This is a genomic window from Streptomyces capparidis, from assembly GCF_054782095.1.
Genome location: NZ_BAAGTD010000022.1, coordinates 89,901 through 105,636, shown reverse-complemented (window position 1 = coordinate 105,636; position 15,736 = coordinate 89,901). Strand labels below are relative to the sequence as shown.

The following is a 15,736-nucleotide window of genomic DNA, read 5'->3' as shown; positions in this document are numbered from 1 at the left end:
CCGCCCACCCGCCCGCTCGACCCCGAAGGAAGGCCCGCGCCCGCCATGCCCGAACTTGTGTTCTTCAACGGAACCATGGACTGCGGCAAGAGCACGCTCGCCCTCCAGATGGACCACAACCACTCCGCGCGGGGCCGCGAGGGCCTGATCTTCACCAGGAACGACCGGGCCGGGGAGGGCGTGCTCTCCAGCCGCCTGGGCCTGGCCACCCGCGCCGTGGAGGTCACCGACTCCTTCGACTTCTACGCGCACGTCGTCGGCCATCTGTCGGCGGGCGGGCGCGCCGACTACGTGATCGCCGACGAGGCCCAGTTCTTCACCCCGGCGCAGGTGGACCAACTGGCCCGGGTGGTGGACGACCTCGGCATCGACGTGTTCGCGTTCGGCATCACCACCGACTTCCGCGCCCGGCTCTTCCCCGGCTCGCAGCGCCTGGTGGAGCTCGCGGACCGTCTGGAGACCCTCCAGGTGGAGGCGCTGTGCTGGTGCGGGGCCAGGGCCACGCACAACGCCCGCACCGTAGGCGGGGCGATGGTGGTCGAGGGCGCGCAGGTCGTCGTCGGCGACGTGGGCCGGCCCGCGGGCGAGGTCGGCTACGAGGTGCTGTGCCGCAGGCACCACCGCCGCCGCATGACGGCCGCCTCCGCGCGGGCGGGCGCCCTGTCCCCCGACGTCCTGCCGGTGGACGCCGCGGGCGAGGGGGCGCAGGCCCCGGTGGCGGGCTAGCCGGGCGCTCAGGCGCCGGGCGGGGGCAGGGGGTCCGGTTCGGCCAGGGGCTCGGGGCCCTGCACGACCGCGAAGCGGGCGCCCTCCGGGTCGGCGAGGACGACCTGGCGCCCGTACGGGGAGTCCCGGGGCTCCCGCAGCACGCTGCCGCCCAGGTCGCGCACGCGCGCCGCGGTGGCGTCGGCGTCGGACACGGAGAAGTACGACATCCAGTACGGGGGGCGGGTGCGGGGCAGGCGGTCGCCCACCCCGCTGATCCCGGCGACCGGCCGGTCCTTCAGGCACAGCAGCATCCGGGACTCGAAAGGGCTCGGCACCTGCTCGGTGGTGTAGCCGAACACGGCGATGTAGAAGGTGTCGATCCAGGACGGGTCCCGGGTGATCAGCTCGTTCCACACCAGGCGGCCCGGCTCGGGGGCCAGGTCGGTGCCGACGCGCTCGTGGGGCTCCCAGATCCCGAAGACGGCGCCCGCGGGGTCGGAGGCGATCGCCATCCGCCCGGCCGAGTCCACCTCGATGGGCCCCACCGCCACCGTGCCCCCGGCCTCCCGCACCCGCTCGGCCGTCGCGTCCGCGTCGTCGCCGGCGAGGTACACCGTCCAGGACACCGGCATGCGGCGGTCCCGCGGGATCTGCGCCATGCCCGCCACCTCGCGCCCGCCGAGCACCGCCCGGGTGTACGGGCCCAGGCGCTGCGGCCCGGGCCGGAACTCCCACCCGAACAGGGCGCCGTAGAACCGCTCGGCGGCCGGCAGGTCGCGCACCAGCAGGCTGACCCAGCAGGGGGTGCCGTGCACCGGCCGGGCGGGGACCTCGCTCATCGCACTCTCCTCGCAACCTCGAACGCTCGCCGTCCGGGAGATCTCCTGCCCACCGGGAGCGGCCCCGAGCAGCAACACCGAGCAGCAACACCGAGCGGCAACACCGAGCGGCAACACCGAACAGCGACACCGAACAGCGGCAATGCCGAACAGCGGCAATACCGAGCGGCAATACCGAACAAAAGGAGCCTAAGGGAGCGAAAGGGGGTGTGTCGCCGACCCCGCCCAAGGAACCATCGCATCCCCCGCCGGGGACCACAATGGGCCCATGGAACCCATCATCACCACCGACGAGCTGGCCCGGGCGCTGCGCGCGGACGACCCGCCCGCCGTCCTGGACGTGCGCTACCGGCTCGGCGGCCCGCACGGCAGGCCCGAGTACGAGGCGGGCCACGTCCCCGGGGCCCACTTCGTCGACCTGGAGGGCGAGCTGGCCGGCCCGCCCGGCGAGCGGGGCCGCCACCCCCTGCCGGACCTGGCGGTCTTCCAGGCGGCGATGCGGCGGGCGGGGGTGCGGTCCGGCCGCGAGGTGGTCGCCTACGACGCGGCCGACGGGTGGGCGGCCGCGCGCGCCTGGTGGCTGCTGCGCTGGACCGGCCACGCCCGGGTGCGGGTGCTCGACGGCGGCCTGCGGGCCTGGAACGACGCCGGGCTCCCGCTGGAGAGCGCGGTGCCCGCAGCGGAGGACGGCGACTTCACCGCGCGGCCCGGCGGCATGCCGTCCCTCACCGCGGACGAGGCCGCCGCGCTGGCCCGCTCCGGGCTGCTCCTCGACGCCCGCGCCGGGGAGCGCTACCGGGGCGAGGTCGAGCCGATCGACCCCGTGGCCGGGCACATCCCCGGCGCGGTGAGCGCGCCGACCGCGGGGAACCTCGCCGGGGACGGCCGGTTCCGCCCGCGCGAGGAGCTGGCCGCGCGCTTCGCCGCGCTCGGCGCCGACGGCTCCGCGCCGGTCGGCGTCTACTGCGGATCCGGTGTCAGCGCGGCCCAGCAGGTGCTGGCCCTGGAGCTGGCGGGGGTGCCGGCCGCGCTGTACGTCGGCTCCTGGAGCGAGTGGACCGCGGACTCCTCCCGCCCGGTGGCGACGGGCGCGGAGCCGGGCTGAGCCGCGGCGCGGGGCGGGCTCAGCCGGCGGCCACCCGCAGCACGAGCTTGCCCCGCATCCCGCCCTCGGCGAGCCTGCGGTGGGCGTCCGCGGCCCGCTCCAGCGGGAACACCTCCTGGACGGCCACCGCGACGCGGCCGTCGTCGACGAGTTCGGCCAGGCGCGCCAGCGCGGGGCCGTCCGGCTCCACCAGGAACCCGGTGGCGCGCACCCCGGCCCGCTCGGCCACCCGGCCCAGGTCGGCGGCGGCGCCGGAGGGCACGGCCACCAGCAGGCCGCCGGGGGAGAGCACGGACAGCGAGCGGGTGCTGGTGCGGTCGCCCTCGTCGCCGACCAGGTCCACCACCACGTCCATGTCCGAGATCCGCTCCTCGAAGGGGCCCTCGGTGTGGTCGACCAGCTCGTCCGCGCCCAGCGAGCGCAGCCAGTCGTGGTGGCGGGCCCTGGCGGTGGCGACGACGTGCGCCCCCAGGTGCTTGGCGAGCTGGACCGCGAAGTGGCCCACCCCGCCGTTCGCGGCGTGCACCAGCACCCGCTGACCCGGTGTGACCCGGGCGGTGTCCACCAGCACCTGCCAGGCCGTCAGCGCCGCCAGCGGCACGGCCGCGGCCTCCTCGTGGCCGAGCGAGGCCGGCTTGACGGCGAACTGGCGGGACGGCGCGGTCACGTACTCGGCGTAGGCGCCCGCGGCGCGCGGGAACCACGGCATGCCGTACACCTCGTCGCCCGGCTCGAGGGTGGTCACGCCGAAGCCGACCTCCTCCACCACGCCGGAGACGTCCCAGCCGAGGACGAAGGGCGGCTCGCCGAGCACCCCGGCCATGCCGCCGCCCTCGCGGGTCTTGCGGTCCACCGGGTTGACGCCTGCGGCGACCACGCGCACCAGCACCTCGGTGGGCAGCGGAGCCGGGCGGGGGACCTCGGCGGGGACGAGCACCTCGGGGCCGCCGAAGGCGTGCTGGGTCACCGCGCGCATCACGGGTGCGGAAGAGATCGTTCCGTTCTGCTCGGACAAGGCGATGCTCCTCGGACGAAGGGAGGGGGAGGGGACCGGGCACGGAGCCGGCCGCCGCGCGACACGGTAGGCGGCCCGCCGCGGTGACCCGCAAGGGCCCCTACTACCCTGGGGGAAACAACTATCTTCCGGGTAGTGCGTCCAGGGGTGCCCGGCGGCACGGGAGGAAGGTTCCATGGCAGCGGGCTGCGAAACCGGCCGGCACGACAAGCACGACGTCTACGCGGCCCAGTGCCCCTGCCGGGCGCTGCTCGACCTGCTGGCCAACAAGTGGTCGGCACTGGCCATCGGCGCACTCGAGGACGGGCCGGTCCGGTTCGGCGCCCTCCAGCGCAGGCTGGAGGGCGTCAGTCCCAAGGTGCTGACCAGGACGCTGCGCCGCCTGGAGGACGCCGGCCTGGTGGAGCGGACGGTCTACCCGGCCGTTCCGCCGCACGTCGAGTACGAGCTCACCGCACTGGGCCGCGGCGCCGCCCGGCCGCTGGCCGACCTGCGCACCTGGGCGGAGGAGAACCTGCACCGGATCGGGTGAACGGGGCGGGCCCGCCCGGCGCTACTCCTTCTTCCTGCGGCTGCCGAAGACGATCTCGTCCCAGCTCGGCACCGTCGCCCGGCGGCCCGGGCGCACGCCGTCGGCCTCGGCCTGGCGGTCCGTGCTGCCGACCAGCCGGTCGCGGTGCCCGGCCACGGTGCGCGGCATCAGCACGTCCGCGTAAGCGGCGCCCGCGCCGGCGCTGGCCGCGGGCGGAGCCGCCTCGGCGACCTGCGCCTCCTCCGCCTCGGCCGCGGGGTCCTCGGCGGTGTCGGGCACCACCATGTCGCCGCGGAAGTTCGGCACCACGTCCAGCAGGCTGGTCAGCGAGTCGCGCTCGTCCTCGCCGCGCTCCGCGGCGGGCGTGCGGTCGCGGTCCCGGTCGCGCTCCCGGTCGGAGCGGTCGCGGGGCAGCCGGGCGATCCTGGGGACGAACGGCAGGCTCGGCTCGGGCTGCTCGGCGCTCTCCCCGATCAGCCTGCGCGCCTCGTCGTCGCACGCCTGCACAAGGCGGCGCGGCGGGTCGTAGCTCCAGCTCGCGGAGTGGGGCTCGCCGGCGATCCGGTAGACGAGCAGCACCTCCCAGGTGCCGTCGTCGCGCCGCCAGGAGTCCCACTGCACGGAGTCCTTCTCGGCGCCGCGCAGCAGCAGCCGCTCGGCGACCGCGTCACCCAGCATCGGCCCGGTGCTCTCGCCGTGGCGCCGCACCGGGGTCTTGCGGGCGCGCTCGGCCATGAAGGCGCGCTCGGCCAGCACCGGTCCCTCGAAGCGGCGGACCCGCTCCACCGGGATGCCGGCCAACTGGGCGACCTCCTCGGCGGTCGCGCCCGCTCTTATCCGCGCCTGGATGTCGCGCGGCCGCAGGTGGCTCTCGACCTCGATCTCGATCTGGCCCAGGCGCGCGCGGTCGTTGCGCACGGCGGCGCGCAGGCGCTCGTCGATCGGAAGCGTGTACTCCGTGCTGTCGGCAGCCTTCAGCACCAGTCGTGTGCCGTCGTTGCTGACGGCCACGACACGCAGTTCGGGCATGGGGACCTCCCGGTGGCGCCTGCCGACGTGTCTCGCGTCGCTGCTCCCGTTGGACGAGTGTGGCCTGCCCGGGTGCAGCCTGCCACAACCTTGCGGACTTGCCTGGCGTGTCGGGCGGTGCCACGACTCGCCGTTATGGCACGGTTACCTGTTCGCAACGCTGCGTGACGTCTGCTGCCACCCGGCGCCGCTCCTTTCCAACCTTTGCCGCGACACCTTGGGCACAGTACTCCATTCGGGCCATGTCGGTGGACCACCGCGCCGTCGAACCGCCGCATACGGCCTGGAGTTGACAGCCTGCCCTGATTGGGCGTTGCCCCGCAACGGTGTTCAGATGCGCGAAACACCGCCGTACGGGGCAAATCCCCTCTTCTCGCGGTCATCCGATGTACTGGTCCGACGGTGCGAGGAGCGCCCGTCCCGTCCCGGGCCCGCGCCGGGCCGCCCTACGCGCCCAGCACCCGGCGCAGATAGTCGTTCCCGAAGCGCCGATCGGGGTCGAGCCGGTCCCGCAGCGCGGTGAAGTCGGCGAGGCGCGGATACACCTCCGCCAGATACTCAGCGTCACGGCTGTGCAGCTTCCCCCAGTGCGGCCGCCCCCGGTGCGCGACCATGATCCGCTCCACGGCGGTGAAGTACTCCCGGTACGCCGAGCCGCGGTAGACGTGCACCGCGATGTACACGGTGTCCCTGCCGTGCGCGGTGGACAGCCACACGTCGTCGCCCGGCACCACCCGGACCTCCACGGGGAAGCTGATCCGCCAGTCCGACCGCTCCACGAGCGCCTTCAGCTCGCGCAGCGCCGGCACCGCGGCCCGGCGCGGCAGCGCGTACTCCATCTCGACGAAGCGCACCCGGCGGGGCGAGGTGAACACCTTGTAGGAGGTGTCGGTGTAGGTGCGGGCGGACAGGGCGCGGCTGGAGACCTGGGCGATCGCCGGTATCGCGCCGGGCAGGGTGCGGCCGAGGGCGCAGGCCGCCTGGAAGACCCCGTTGGACAGCAGCTCGTCGTCCACCCAGCCGCGCACCCGGGGCAGCGGGGCGGCGGGACCGTCGGTGCGGTTGTTGCGCTTGGTGTTGCAGCCGTCGGTGTGCGGGAACCAGTAGAACTCGAAATGGTCGTTCTCGGCGACCAGCCGGTCGAACTCGGCGAGGACCCGGTCGAACCGCATCGGCTCCTCGCGGGCGGTGAGCAGGAACGCGGGCTCGACGGCGAAGGTGAGCGCGCTCACCACGCCGAGCGCGCCCAGCCCCAGGCGGGCCGCGTCGAACAGCTCGGGCCGCTCCCGCGCGGACGTGGTGACCACCGAGCCGTCGGCGAGCACCAGCTCCACCGCGCGCACCTGCGCGGACAGCGAGCCGGAGTCCCGTCCGGTGCCGTGGGTGCCGGTGCTGGTGGCCCCGGCGACCGTCTGCTCCATGATGTCGCCCATGTTGGCCAGGGCCAGGCCCTCCGCGGCGAGGAAACGATTCAGCCGCTTCAGGGGCAGCCCCGCCTCCACCGTCACCGTGCCCGCCGCCCGGTCCACCTCGCGGATGCCGGTCAGCCGGTGCGGCAGGACCAGCAGTCCGTCGGTGGCCGCGGCGGCGGTGAAGGAGTGCCCGGTGCCCGCCGCCTTCACCCGCAGCCCCCGCTCGGCGGCGTCCCGCACCGCGGCCGCCAGCTCCGCCGTGCTCGCGGGCGCCACCGTGCGCGCGGGGCACACCCGGACGTTACCCGCCCAGTTGCTCCAGGTCCCCGCGCTCGCCCGCCCCGCCCTGGTCACCGTCACGCTCACGCTGCCCTCCAGTGCTCGCGTCGCTCCCGGCCCGGCGCGGGGGCTCCGCCCCCGGCCCCGGAATCTGACGGGCATCGTTCCGGGTCGCGGCGGTTTTGGGAACCAGGTGCCGCACCCCGAACAGCGCCAACAGCAGCGTCAGGGCGCCCGCGGCGGCCGGTACGGCGAACGCGTCCGCCGCGCCCGTCTCGTCCACCGCCCGCCCCGCGACCGAGGCCCCGAGCGCCACGCCCCCGGCCAGGCCCGTGCTGACCCAGGTCATCCCCTCGGTGAGCCTGGCCCTGGGCACCAGCCGCTCCACCAGCGCCATGGTGGTCACCATCGTCGGGGCGATGGACAGGCCGGAGACGAACACCGCCACCCCGAGGGTGACCAGGCTGTTCACCAGCAGCAGCGGCACCATGCTCAGGCTCAGCGCGGCGACGCCGATCAGGAACCTGCGGTGCTCCGGGCCCTTGGGCCGCAGCAGCCCGAAGGCTATCCCGGCCAGGCAGGAGCCGAGCGCGTAGGCGGCGAGCACCAGGCTGGAGGCCGCCTTGTGCCCCTTCTCCTCGGCGAACGCCACGGTGATCACTTCGATGCTGCCGAAGATCGCCCCCGTCGCCACGAACGTGCCCACCAGCATCCGCAGCCCCGGCGAGCGCAGCGCAGAACCCGTGTCACCGCGCTTCACCGGGTGCGGCGGCGGCTCGGTGGCGCGCTGCGCCGTGATCGCGAACACGCCGACCGCGAGGAAGCCCACCGCGAGGATCGGGCCCGCCGCGGGGAGCACGGCGGTGGACAGGCCGATGGACAGCACCGGGCCGACGATGAAGCACACCTCGTCCAGGACGGCCTCGAAGGAGTAGGCGGTGTGCAACTGCGGGGTCCCGCCGTACAGATGCGCCCAGCGGGCCCGCACCATCGAGCCGATGCTCGGGGTGCACCCGGCGACGGCGGTGCACACGAACAGGGTCCACGTCGGCGCGTCCAGGCTCGCGCAGAGCACCAGGGCGGTGACGGCCGCCACCGTGACCAGCATGGCCGGGCGCAGCACCCGCCGCTGGCCGAAGCGGTCCACCAGCCGGGAGACCTGCGGGCCGATCAGCCCGAAAGAAACGGCCAGGGTGGCGGCGAGGGCGCCGGCGGTGCCGTACTCGCCGGTGAGCTCGGAGACCATCGTGACGATGCCGATGCCGAGCATGGACAGCGGCATCCGGGCGACGAGCCCGGCGGCGGAGAAGGCCTTGGCGCCCGGGGCGGCGAAGATCGCGCGGTAGGGGGTGAGCACAGGTACTCCACGGCGGGACGGGGGTGGGTCGGACGATGCGATGGGCCGATTGTCCGTAAGGCGTATGAGCAGCTTTTACAGGTTACCGAGCATGGCAAGGCAATTAAGGGGCGCGGAGGAGGGGCACGGGAGCGGGGCGGCGTCGCGGGGGCGGCGGCGGGAACGGGGGAGCGCTGCCGCCCGAGGCGGGGGCTCGGGGGCGCGCGGTGTCGGGCCCGGCGCGCGGTTGCGGGCGGGGCGCCCCCGGCTCCCCGGGCGTGCGGCGTGCGGGTGGCGTGGGCGCGGGTGGGTGGGGGGACGGGGCGGGCCGGATGCGAGGATCGGAGCATGCCCGAACCGAGCACCGCGGCCGACACCGCCCCCTACGACGCCCTGCTCCTGCTGTCCTTCGGCGGGCCCGAGGGCCCCGACGACGTCGTCCCGTTCCTGGAGAACGTGACCAGGGGCCGCGGCATTCCCAGGGAGCGGCTCGTCGAGGTGGGGCAGCACTACTTCATGTTCGGCGGGGTCAGCCCGATCAACGAGCAGTGCCGGGAGCTGCTCGCCGCCCTGCGCGAGGACTTCGCCGCGCACGGCGTCGGCCTCCCCGTCCACTGGGGCAACCGCAACTGGTCCCCGTACCTGGTGGACACCCTGCGGCAGATGGCCGCGGACGGGGTGCGGCGGGTGCTGGTCCTGGCCACCAGCGCCTACGCCTCCTACTCGGGCTGCCGCCAGTACCGGGAGAACCTCGCCGACGCCCTGGCGATGCTCGCGGCCGAGGGCCACCCGGAGCTGACCGTGGACAAGCTGCGCCACTACTTCAACCACCCCGGGTTCGTCGCGCCCATGGTCGACTCCACCCTGGCCGCGCTGGCCGAGCTCCCCGAGCGGGTGCGCGACCGGGCCCACCTGGCGTTCACCACGCACTCCATCCCGGTCGCGGCCGCCGACACCTCGGGGCCGGCGGAGGTCCACGGCGACGGCGGCGCCTACGTCGCCCAGCACCTGGAGGTGGCCCGGCTGGTCGCGGACGCCGTCGCGGAGGCCACCGGGGTCGCGGACCGCCCGTGGGAGCTCGTCTACCAGAGCCGCAGCGGCGCCCCGCACATCCCGTGGCTGGAGCCGGACATCTGCGACCACCTCCAGGCGCTGTCCCAGGCCGGCGCCGAGGCCGTGGTGATGGTGCCCATCGGCTTCGTCTCCGACCACATGGAGGTCAAGTACGACCTCGACACCGAGGCCGCGGCCAAGGCGGCCGAGCTCGGCCTGCCGGTGTCCAGGGCCCGCACGGTCGGCGCCGACCCCCGGTTCGCCGCCGCGGTGCGGGAGCTGGTGCTGGAGCGGGCCGCGGCCGAGCGGAGGCAGGCGCCCGCGCGCTGCGCGCTGGGCGCGCTCGGGCCGAGCCACGACGTGTGCCCGGCCGGCTGCTGCCCCAACCCGCGCGCCCCGCGCCCCGCGGCGGCCGGGCGGGACTGAACGCCGCCGGGGCCGCCCGGCGGCCCGCCCCGCAACCCACCACGGCGAGACACGACAGGACGGGAACACCCGTGACCGAAGCCCTCAGGACCGAACTGCTGGACGTCGCGCTGGAGGCCGCGCGGCGGGCGGGCGAGCTGCTGCGCACCGGCCGCCCGGCCGACCTCGGCGTCGCGGCCACCAAGACCAGCCCCATAGACGTCGTCACCGAGATGGACATCGCCGCCGAGAAGCTGATCGCCGACTGCGTCGGGCGGCGGCGGCCCGACGACGGGTTCCTCGGCGAGGAGGGGGCGAGCTCGGCCGGCACCAGCGGCGTGCGCTGGGTGGTCGATCCCCTGGACGGGACGGTGAACTACCTGTACGGGCTGCCGGCCTGGGCGGTGAGCATCGCCGCCGAGGTGGACGGGCGGGCCGTGGTGGGCGTGGTGGCCGCGCCGATGCGCGGGGAGGTCTACCACGCCGTGGAGGGCCGGGGCGCCTACCGGGACGGCGAGCGCGTCCACTGCCGCCCCACCCCGCCGTTCGAGCAGTGCCTGATCGGCACCGGGTTCGGCTACCGCGCCGAGCGGCGGGTGCACCAGGCACGGGTGGTGGGCGCCCTGCTGCCGCGGGTGCGGGACATCCGCAGGGCCGGGGCCGCCGCGATCGACCTGTGCGACGTGGGCTGCGGGCGGCTGGACGGCTACTACGAGCGCGGCCTCAACCCCTGGGACTTCGCCGCGGGCGCCCTGTTCGCCCGCGAGGCCGGCGCGCTGGTCGGCGGCCGGCCGGGCGAGGAGCCGTCCGGTGAGCTGACGGTGGCCGCGGTGCCGGGCGTCTTCGAGGAGCTCCAGGCGGCCCTGGAGGAACTGGGCGCCTGGCACGATTAGGCGCCCTCCGCGGGGCGGGGCACCCCGGAACGACGCGGTGCCCCCGTCCGCCGTTCCCGTCAGCCGTCAGCCGTCCGCCTGTCCGCCAGGACACAGCAGCGCCCGGACACCGCGAGGGTGTCCGGGCGCCGGCGAGCGGTCGAGGCGGTGGGGTCTCAGGCGCCCTGGGGCACTCGCACACCGTGCTCGGCGGCGAGCCGGCGCAGGTCCTCGAGCTCGGCCTGCTCGACCTCGGCGAGGAACTCGTCGCCCGACTGACGGGCGTCGCGCAGCTCGGACTCGGTCGTGCGTATGCGCTGCAGGATGTCTGCGGTGAACGCGTCCATGGTGGCGCCCCCTACATGGTTCTGGTTGGGTCACGTCATCGGTGGCACGTCTCCCACGTGCCCGGTTCAGGTGTGCTGCGTGATGGCCCTGCGGGTCAGCGCGTCCTCGCTGTCCACCGACCGTGCGCTGTGGCGCCCGGTGCGGAAGGGCTGATCGTGGATTGCAGTGGTCTTCCCCCCAGTTTTCGGGGTGGAAACCTGATTCTCGCGGGGAAAAAAGCGCCTTTTTTCCACCGCTTCCGACTCCATGGTGGACCCTCGCCCGCCGTTTCGGGCAGCCCCCGCACGGATCCGGCCGCTCCCCTTCCGCGACCCCGCTTCCACGCCCCGCGGGGTCGCCCGCCGCGGCGGCTTACCTCCGTTTTACGGTGCCGCGAGGGACGATGGAGGCACCACCGGTCCTGCTCGGCCCCGCGGGGGAGGGCCGGCCGCCTCGCGCCGGGATGCCGCGAGGCTGCCGTGAGCCGGGCCGGTGGTCCACCGAGCGCGCCGCGCACGAGGCCCGGCAGCGGCCGGGACGGCCACGGACCGCCGCGGGCGGTCACGCACAGGAACACACAGGAAGGACAGCCCGTTGCGGGTTCTCGTCGTCGAGGACGAGCAGTTGCTCGCCGATGCTGTGGCCACCGGACTGCGCCGGCAGGCCATGGCCGTGGACGTCGTCTACGACGGCGCGGCCGCCCTGGAGCGCATCGGCGTCAACGACTACGACGTCGTGGTGCTCGACCGCGACCTGCCGCTGGTGCACGGCGACGAGGTCTGCCGTGAACTCGTCGGCAGGGCCCTGCCCACCCGGGTGCTGATGCTCACCGCCTCCGGCGACGTCAGCGACCGCGTGGAGGGCCTGGAGCTGGGCGCGGACGACTACCTGCCCAAGCCGTTCGCCTTCACCGAGCTGGTGGCCCGGGTGCGGGCCCTGGGGCGCCGCGCCACCACCGCGCTGCCCCCGGTGCTGGAGCGCGCCGGGATACGGCTGGATCCCAACCGCCGGGAGGTGCACCGCGACGGCAGGCCGGTGCAGCTCGCGCCCAAGGAGTTCGCGGTGCTGGAGGTGCTCATGCGCAGCGAGGGAGCGGTGGTGTCGGCGGAGCAACTGCTGGAGAAGGCGTGGGACGAGCACACCGACCCGTTCACCAACGTCGTCCGGGTCACCGTGATGACGCTGCGCCGCAAGCTCGGCGAGCCGCCGGTGATCCTGACCGTGCCCGGCTCCGGCTACCGGATCTGATCACGTGACGACGCTCCCTCCCCCCTCCCCGGCGCGGCCCCCCGGCGGCGCCCCGGGTGCCGCGCCGCCGCGCCCGGTGCCGCCCAAGCCCACCTGGGACCCGCAGGCGCCGGCGGGCATGTGGCCGCGCCCGACGATCAGGTTCCGGCTCACCGTCCTGTACGGCGGCATGTTCCTGATGGCGGGCGTGCTGCTGCTTTCGCTGATCTACCTGCTGGTGGCGCAGAGCGTCCAGATCAGCAGCCCGCTGCCGTTCGAGATCGAGTCGGGCAGCGCCGTGCGCTTCACCAGCGAGGTGTGCTCCCAGTACGCGGGCAACACGGTGGACAACGCCGACCTCCAGCGGTGCACCGCCGACTTCATGGCGCTCCAGCGCGACGAGGCGCTGGACTCGCTGCTGCGCAAGTCGCTGGTGGCGCTGCTGGGGCTGACCGTGGCCGCGTTCGCGTTCGGCTACGTGATGGCGGGCCGGGTGCTGCACCCGCTGGGCCGCATCACCCGGATGGCCCGCACGGTGGCCGGCTCCGACCTGCACCGCAGGATCGAGTTGGACGGGCCGGACGACGAGCTGAAGGAGCTCGCCGACACCTTCGACGACATGCTGGACCGGCTGGACCGCTCCTTCGACTCCCAGCGCAGGTTCGTCGCCAACGCCTCCCACGAGCTGCGCACCCCGCTGGCGATCAACCGCACCCTGCTCGAGGTCCAGCTCTCCGACCCCGACGCCTCCCCGGACCTGGTGCAGCTCGGCAGGACGCTGCTGGCCACCAACGAGCGCAGCGAGCAGCTCGTGGAGGGCCTGCTGCTGCTCGCCCGCAGCGAGAACGAGCTGACCGAGCGCAAGCCGGTGGACCTGGCGGAGGTGGCCACCCAGGCGGTGGAGCAGACCCGCGGCGAGGCCCAGGCGAAGAACGTGGCGGTGCGGGCCCGCCTGGAGCCGGTGACGGTGCAGGGGAACGGGGTGCTGCTGGAGCGGGTGGCGCTGAACCTGGTGCAGAACGCGGTGCGCTACAACGTGGCCGAAAACGGCTGGGTGGACGTTGTGGCGGGTCCGGCGCCCGGGCACGCGGTGCTGGAGGTGTCCAACACCGGTCCGCTGGTCCCCGGCTACGAGCTGGAGAACCTCTTCGAGCCGTTCCGCAGGCTCCGCACGGAGCGCACGGGCAGCGACAGGGGCGTGGGACTCGGCCTTTCCATCGTCCGTTCGGTGGTGCGGGCGCACGGTGGCACCATCACGGCGGTGCCGAGGGAGGGCGGCGGCCTTGTCATGAGGGTCACGATCCCCGTCTGAGCCGGTCACGGGCCGGGTGTTCCGGTGCGGGGGAAATGGGCGTATAACGGGATTCCTTCCGCGTGTCGATGGGGATGTGATGGATCACACATGTGTTTCCAGTCAAACGCTTTCCTCGCATGGTGTGATGATGCGAGCGCGAGCGGTGACAGTGGTCGCCCATCGTGCCGCGCGGTGAGCCGACCCGGTCGGCTACGGCGCGTAACGGCGCGGACCGCCCGCGTGGTGTGCGCCGCAGGCGCGCCCGGCGCGCGGTGGCGGGCCCCGGATCCAAGGGCGGACTGGGGCGCGCGCCCCCGTGGGGGGCGCCGCCAGGACGGCCGGGGTGGGGACGTTTCCCACCCGTCCGATCACGGGAAGTACACGGTGAAGCGCCCCGTCGGCGGTTCCGGCGCACCGCCCTCGGTGCCCGCGGCACCCGGCGCCGGTCACCTCTTCGGGGGTGCGGTTGGGTGTCGATTGAGTAACAGGCCTTGAGTTAGGGCAAAATCTCCGCTTCGGGTCGGGCACAAGTCCGGCCTCTCACGCGTTACGTGCGCTGGAGACACCGCAAACACCCGGAGGGGGAGAAGGCGACATGGCAACGGACTACGACACCCCACGCAAGACCGATGACGACCTCAACGAGGACAGCATCGAAGAGCTGAAGGCCCGGCGGAACGACAAGTCCGCCTCCACGGTCGACGTGGACGAGTTCGAGCAGGCCGAGAGTCTGGAGCTGCCCGGCGCGGACCTGTCGAACGAGGAGCTGTCCGTTCGCGTGCTGCCGCGGCAGGCGGACGAGTTCACCTGCATGAGCTGCTTCCTGGTGCACCACAGGAGCCAGCTCGCGGAGGAGAAGAACGGCCAGCCGGTCTGCCGCGACTGCGCGGCCTGAGCGGGGCAGCCGTGGCAGGCCCGCACCGTTTCCGCTTCAGCCGCGAGGGCGGCGGCCCGGCGGACTCCTCCGCCCTCCCCGCCGCCCGGACGCCCGGGGAGGCGGCGCCGCCCACCACGGAGGACCCCGCAGCGACAGGGAGCGGGCGAGGACGGCTCCCGGCCTCGCTCGCGGGCTTGCGCGCGAGGGCGAAAGCCGGCCAGGGCGCACGGGTCGGCCTGGCCACGCTCACCGAGCGCCTCGCGGAGACCGCGCCCCGCATCCCCGTCCGGGACCTGGCGACCCTGCGCCGGCAGTTCCCCGGGCTCGGCCCCGAGGAGCTGGCCGACAAGCTCGTGTCGGCCGCCGTCAAGGGCAGCGCCACGGTCGGCGCGGGCGTCGGCGCCGCGGCGGCCCTGCCCGTGCCGCCCGCCATGACGGTCGAGCTCGCCGCCGAGACGCTCGGCGTGGCCGCCGTGGAGATCAAGCTGATCGCCGAGCTGCACGAGGTCTACGGCCTGCGCCCGCCGGGCAACACCACCCAGCGCGCCTACGCCTACGTCGCCTCCTGGGCCAACCGCAGGGGCGTCGACGTGCTCAAGCACGGCGGCGTCGCCTCAGCCATCAGCGGCCAGCTCAAGCGCGAGCTGCGCCAGCGCCTGCTCAAGCGCACCCTCCGCAACCTGCCGACGCTCAGCCCGTTCCTGATCGGCGCGGCCATCGGCGGCATCGTCAACCGCCGCGACACCCGCAGGCTCGCCGAGGAGATACGCACCGACCTGCGCTCCCGCGCCGTGTCCTGGGAGCGGCTCGACCAGGCGGAAGGTGCCGCCCTGCCGCGGCAGTGGCCCGACCCCGCCGCGACCCGCCCCGAGCTCGGCCGGGGCCCCGCCGGGAACGACACCCCCGAGCAGCACGAGCGCCCCGAGTAGCCCCGGGGCCGGCCCGTCAGGCCCTCGCCACCCGCGACAGCGCCTCCACCAGGCGCGCCGGGTGCCGCGTCGAGAGGTACACGTAAGGGGTCGGGTCCTCCGGGTCGGTGATCTCCACCCGGACCGCCGTCGGGATGTAGGCGCGCAGCAGCATGAACGCCCGCGGGTCGGCCCGGTGCGAACGCCAGGCCGCCGCCTCCTCCCGGTCCAGCGCGTACGCCCGGCCCAGCGCCTCCACGGGGATCCGCGCGTCCCCGGCGACCAGGGACCCCGCGACCACCCGGATCCGCGCCGAGCCGTACGCGCTCACCGCCAGCAGGGCCGCCACCACACCGCCGACCAGCGCCACCAGCATGGGCACCACGCCCAGCGGCAGGGCGGCGAGCCCCAGGCTCGCCCCGAGCGCGACGGCGAGCACCCACCACAGGCGGGGCGCGGAGAGGCGTTCGTCGTAGGACTGCGTACCGGACTGCATGCCCCAAGCTTGGCACGCCCGC

The 15,736-nt window shown here is 74.6% G+C and carries 17 protein-coding genes; 9 read left to right on the top strand and 8 right to left on the bottom strand.

Annotation, left to right across the window (positions count from 1 at the left end; all coding sequences use genetic code 11):
• Positions 1–45 precede the first annotated feature (45 nt).
• Complete coding sequence (locus ACYVO2_RS19355; RefSeq protein ID WP_461009124.1) at positions 46–726, top strand: thymidine kinase; 681 nt, start codon at positions 46–48, stop codon at positions 724–726.
• A gap of 8 nt (positions 727–734) precedes the next feature.
• On the opposite strand, the gene ACYVO2_RS19350 is transcribed toward ACYVO2_RS19355, so the two are convergent.
• Positions 735–1,547 (bottom strand): VOC family protein, encoded by an 813-nt coding sequence (locus ACYVO2_RS19350; RefSeq protein WP_461009123.1) that lies wholly within the window; start codon positions 1,545–1,547, stop codon positions 735–737.
• Positions 1,548–1,815: 268 nt separating this feature from the next.
• Between ACYVO2_RS19350 and ACYVO2_RS19345 the strand changes: the two genes are divergently transcribed.
• Positions 1,816–2,652 (top strand): sulfurtransferase, encoded by an 837-nt coding sequence (locus ACYVO2_RS19345; protein WP_461009122.1) that lies wholly within the window; start codon positions 1,816–1,818, stop codon positions 2,650–2,652.
• A gap of 19 nt (positions 2,653–2,671) precedes the next feature.
• Here ACYVO2_RS19345 and ACYVO2_RS19340 read toward each other — a convergent pair whose 3' ends face one another.
• Positions 2,672–3,628, bottom strand: a complete 957-nt coding sequence (locus tag ACYVO2_RS19340; protein WP_461009155.1) for an NADP-dependent oxidoreductase — start codon at positions 3,626–3,628, stop codon at positions 2,672–2,674.
• A 214-nt stretch (positions 3,629–3,842) separates the two neighbouring features.
• On the opposite strand from ACYVO2_RS19340, the gene ACYVO2_RS19335 reads away from it, so the two are divergent.
• Positions 3,843–4,199, top strand: a complete 357-nt coding sequence (locus ACYVO2_RS19335) for a winged helix-turn-helix transcriptional regulator (protein ID WP_461009121.1) — start codon at positions 3,843–3,845, stop codon at positions 4,197–4,199.
• A 21-nt stretch (positions 4,200–4,220) separates the two neighbouring features.
• Here ACYVO2_RS19335 and sepH read toward each other — a convergent pair whose 3' ends face one another.
• From sepH to ACYVO2_RS19320, 3 genes are all read right to left on the bottom strand, one after another.
• Positions 4,221–5,228 (bottom strand): septation protein SepH, encoded by a 1,008-nt coding sequence (gene sepH / locus ACYVO2_RS19330; protein ID WP_461009120.1) that lies wholly within the window; start codon positions 5,226–5,228, stop codon positions 4,221–4,223.
• A gap of 446 nt (positions 5,229–5,674) precedes the next feature.
• Positions 5,675–7,000, bottom strand: coding sequence for a D-arabinono-1,4-lactone oxidase (locus ACYVO2_RS19325; RefSeq protein ID WP_461009154.1), 1,326 nt, complete (start codon positions 6,998–7,000; stop codon positions 5,675–5,677).
• Positions 6,942–8,276: an MFS transporter gene (locus tag ACYVO2_RS19320; RefSeq protein ID WP_461009119.1), complete on the bottom strand. Its 1,335-nt coding sequence runs from the start codon at positions 8,274–8,276 to the stop codon at positions 6,942–6,944. Before ACYVO2_RS19320 ends, ACYVO2_RS19325 begins: the two co-directional genes overlap by 59 nt.
• Positions 8,277–8,603: 327 nt before the next feature.
• Here ACYVO2_RS19320 and ACYVO2_RS19315 point away from each other — a divergent pair, with 327 nt between their 5' ends.
• On the top strand, positions 8,604–9,734 hold the full coding sequence (locus ACYVO2_RS19315) for a ferrochelatase (protein ID WP_461009118.1): 1,131 nt from the start codon (positions 8,604–8,606) through the stop codon (positions 9,732–9,734).
• A gap of 71 nt (positions 9,735–9,805) precedes the next feature.
• Positions 9,806–10,606: an inositol monophosphatase family protein gene (locus ACYVO2_RS19310; RefSeq protein ID WP_461009117.1), complete on the top strand. Its 801-nt coding sequence runs from the start codon at positions 9,806–9,808 to the stop codon at positions 10,604–10,606.
• 155 nt (positions 10,607–10,761) lie between these two features.
• On the opposite strand, the gene ACYVO2_RS19305 is transcribed toward ACYVO2_RS19310, so the two are convergent.
• A complete protein-coding gene (locus ACYVO2_RS19305; RefSeq protein WP_461009116.1) occupies positions 10,762–10,932 on the bottom strand; it encodes a hypothetical protein in 171 nt (56 codons plus the stop codon).
• 66 nt (positions 10,933–10,998) lie between these two features.
• Positions 10,999–11,181 carry a hypothetical protein gene (locus ACYVO2_RS19300; protein WP_461009115.1) on the bottom strand — a complete coding sequence of 61 codons (183 nt, stop codon included), beginning with the start codon at positions 11,179–11,181 and terminating at the stop codon, positions 10,999–11,001.
• A gap of 325 nt (positions 11,182–11,506) precedes the next feature.
• Here ACYVO2_RS19300 and ACYVO2_RS19295 point away from each other — a divergent pair, with 325 nt between their 5' ends.
• The 4 genes from ACYVO2_RS19295 (at position 11,507) to ACYVO2_RS19280 (ending at position 15,239) form a co-directional block, all read left to right on the top strand.
• Positions 11,507–12,160 carry a response regulator transcription factor gene (locus ACYVO2_RS19295; protein WP_461009114.1) on the top strand — a complete coding sequence of 218 codons (654 nt, stop codon included), beginning with the start codon at positions 11,507–11,509 and terminating at the stop codon, positions 12,158–12,160.
• A 118-nt stretch (positions 12,161–12,278) separates the two neighbouring features.
• Positions 12,279–13,451, top strand: coding sequence for a sensor histidine kinase (locus ACYVO2_RS19290; protein ID WP_461009153.1), 1,173 nt, complete (start codon positions 12,279–12,281; stop codon positions 13,449–13,451).
• 577 nt (positions 13,452–14,028) lie between these two features.
• Entirely contained in the window at positions 14,029–14,328 is a 300-nt protein-coding gene (locus tag ACYVO2_RS19285; RefSeq protein WP_461009113.1) for a DUF4193 domain-containing protein, read from the top strand.
• 176 nt (positions 14,329–14,504) lie between these two features.
• On the top strand, positions 14,505–15,239 hold the full coding sequence (locus ACYVO2_RS19280; protein WP_461009112.1) for a hypothetical protein: 735 nt from the start codon (positions 14,505–14,507) through the stop codon (positions 15,237–15,239).
• Positions 15,240–15,255: 16 nt separating this feature from the next.
• Here the strand turns inward: ACYVO2_RS19280 and ACYVO2_RS19275 are convergent, their stop codons facing one another.
• Positions 15,256–15,714 (bottom strand): DUF3093 domain-containing protein, encoded by a 459-nt coding sequence (locus tag ACYVO2_RS19275; protein ID WP_461009111.1) that lies wholly within the window; start codon positions 15,712–15,714, stop codon positions 15,256–15,258.
• Between the last annotated feature and the right edge of the window lie 22 nt (positions 15,715–15,736).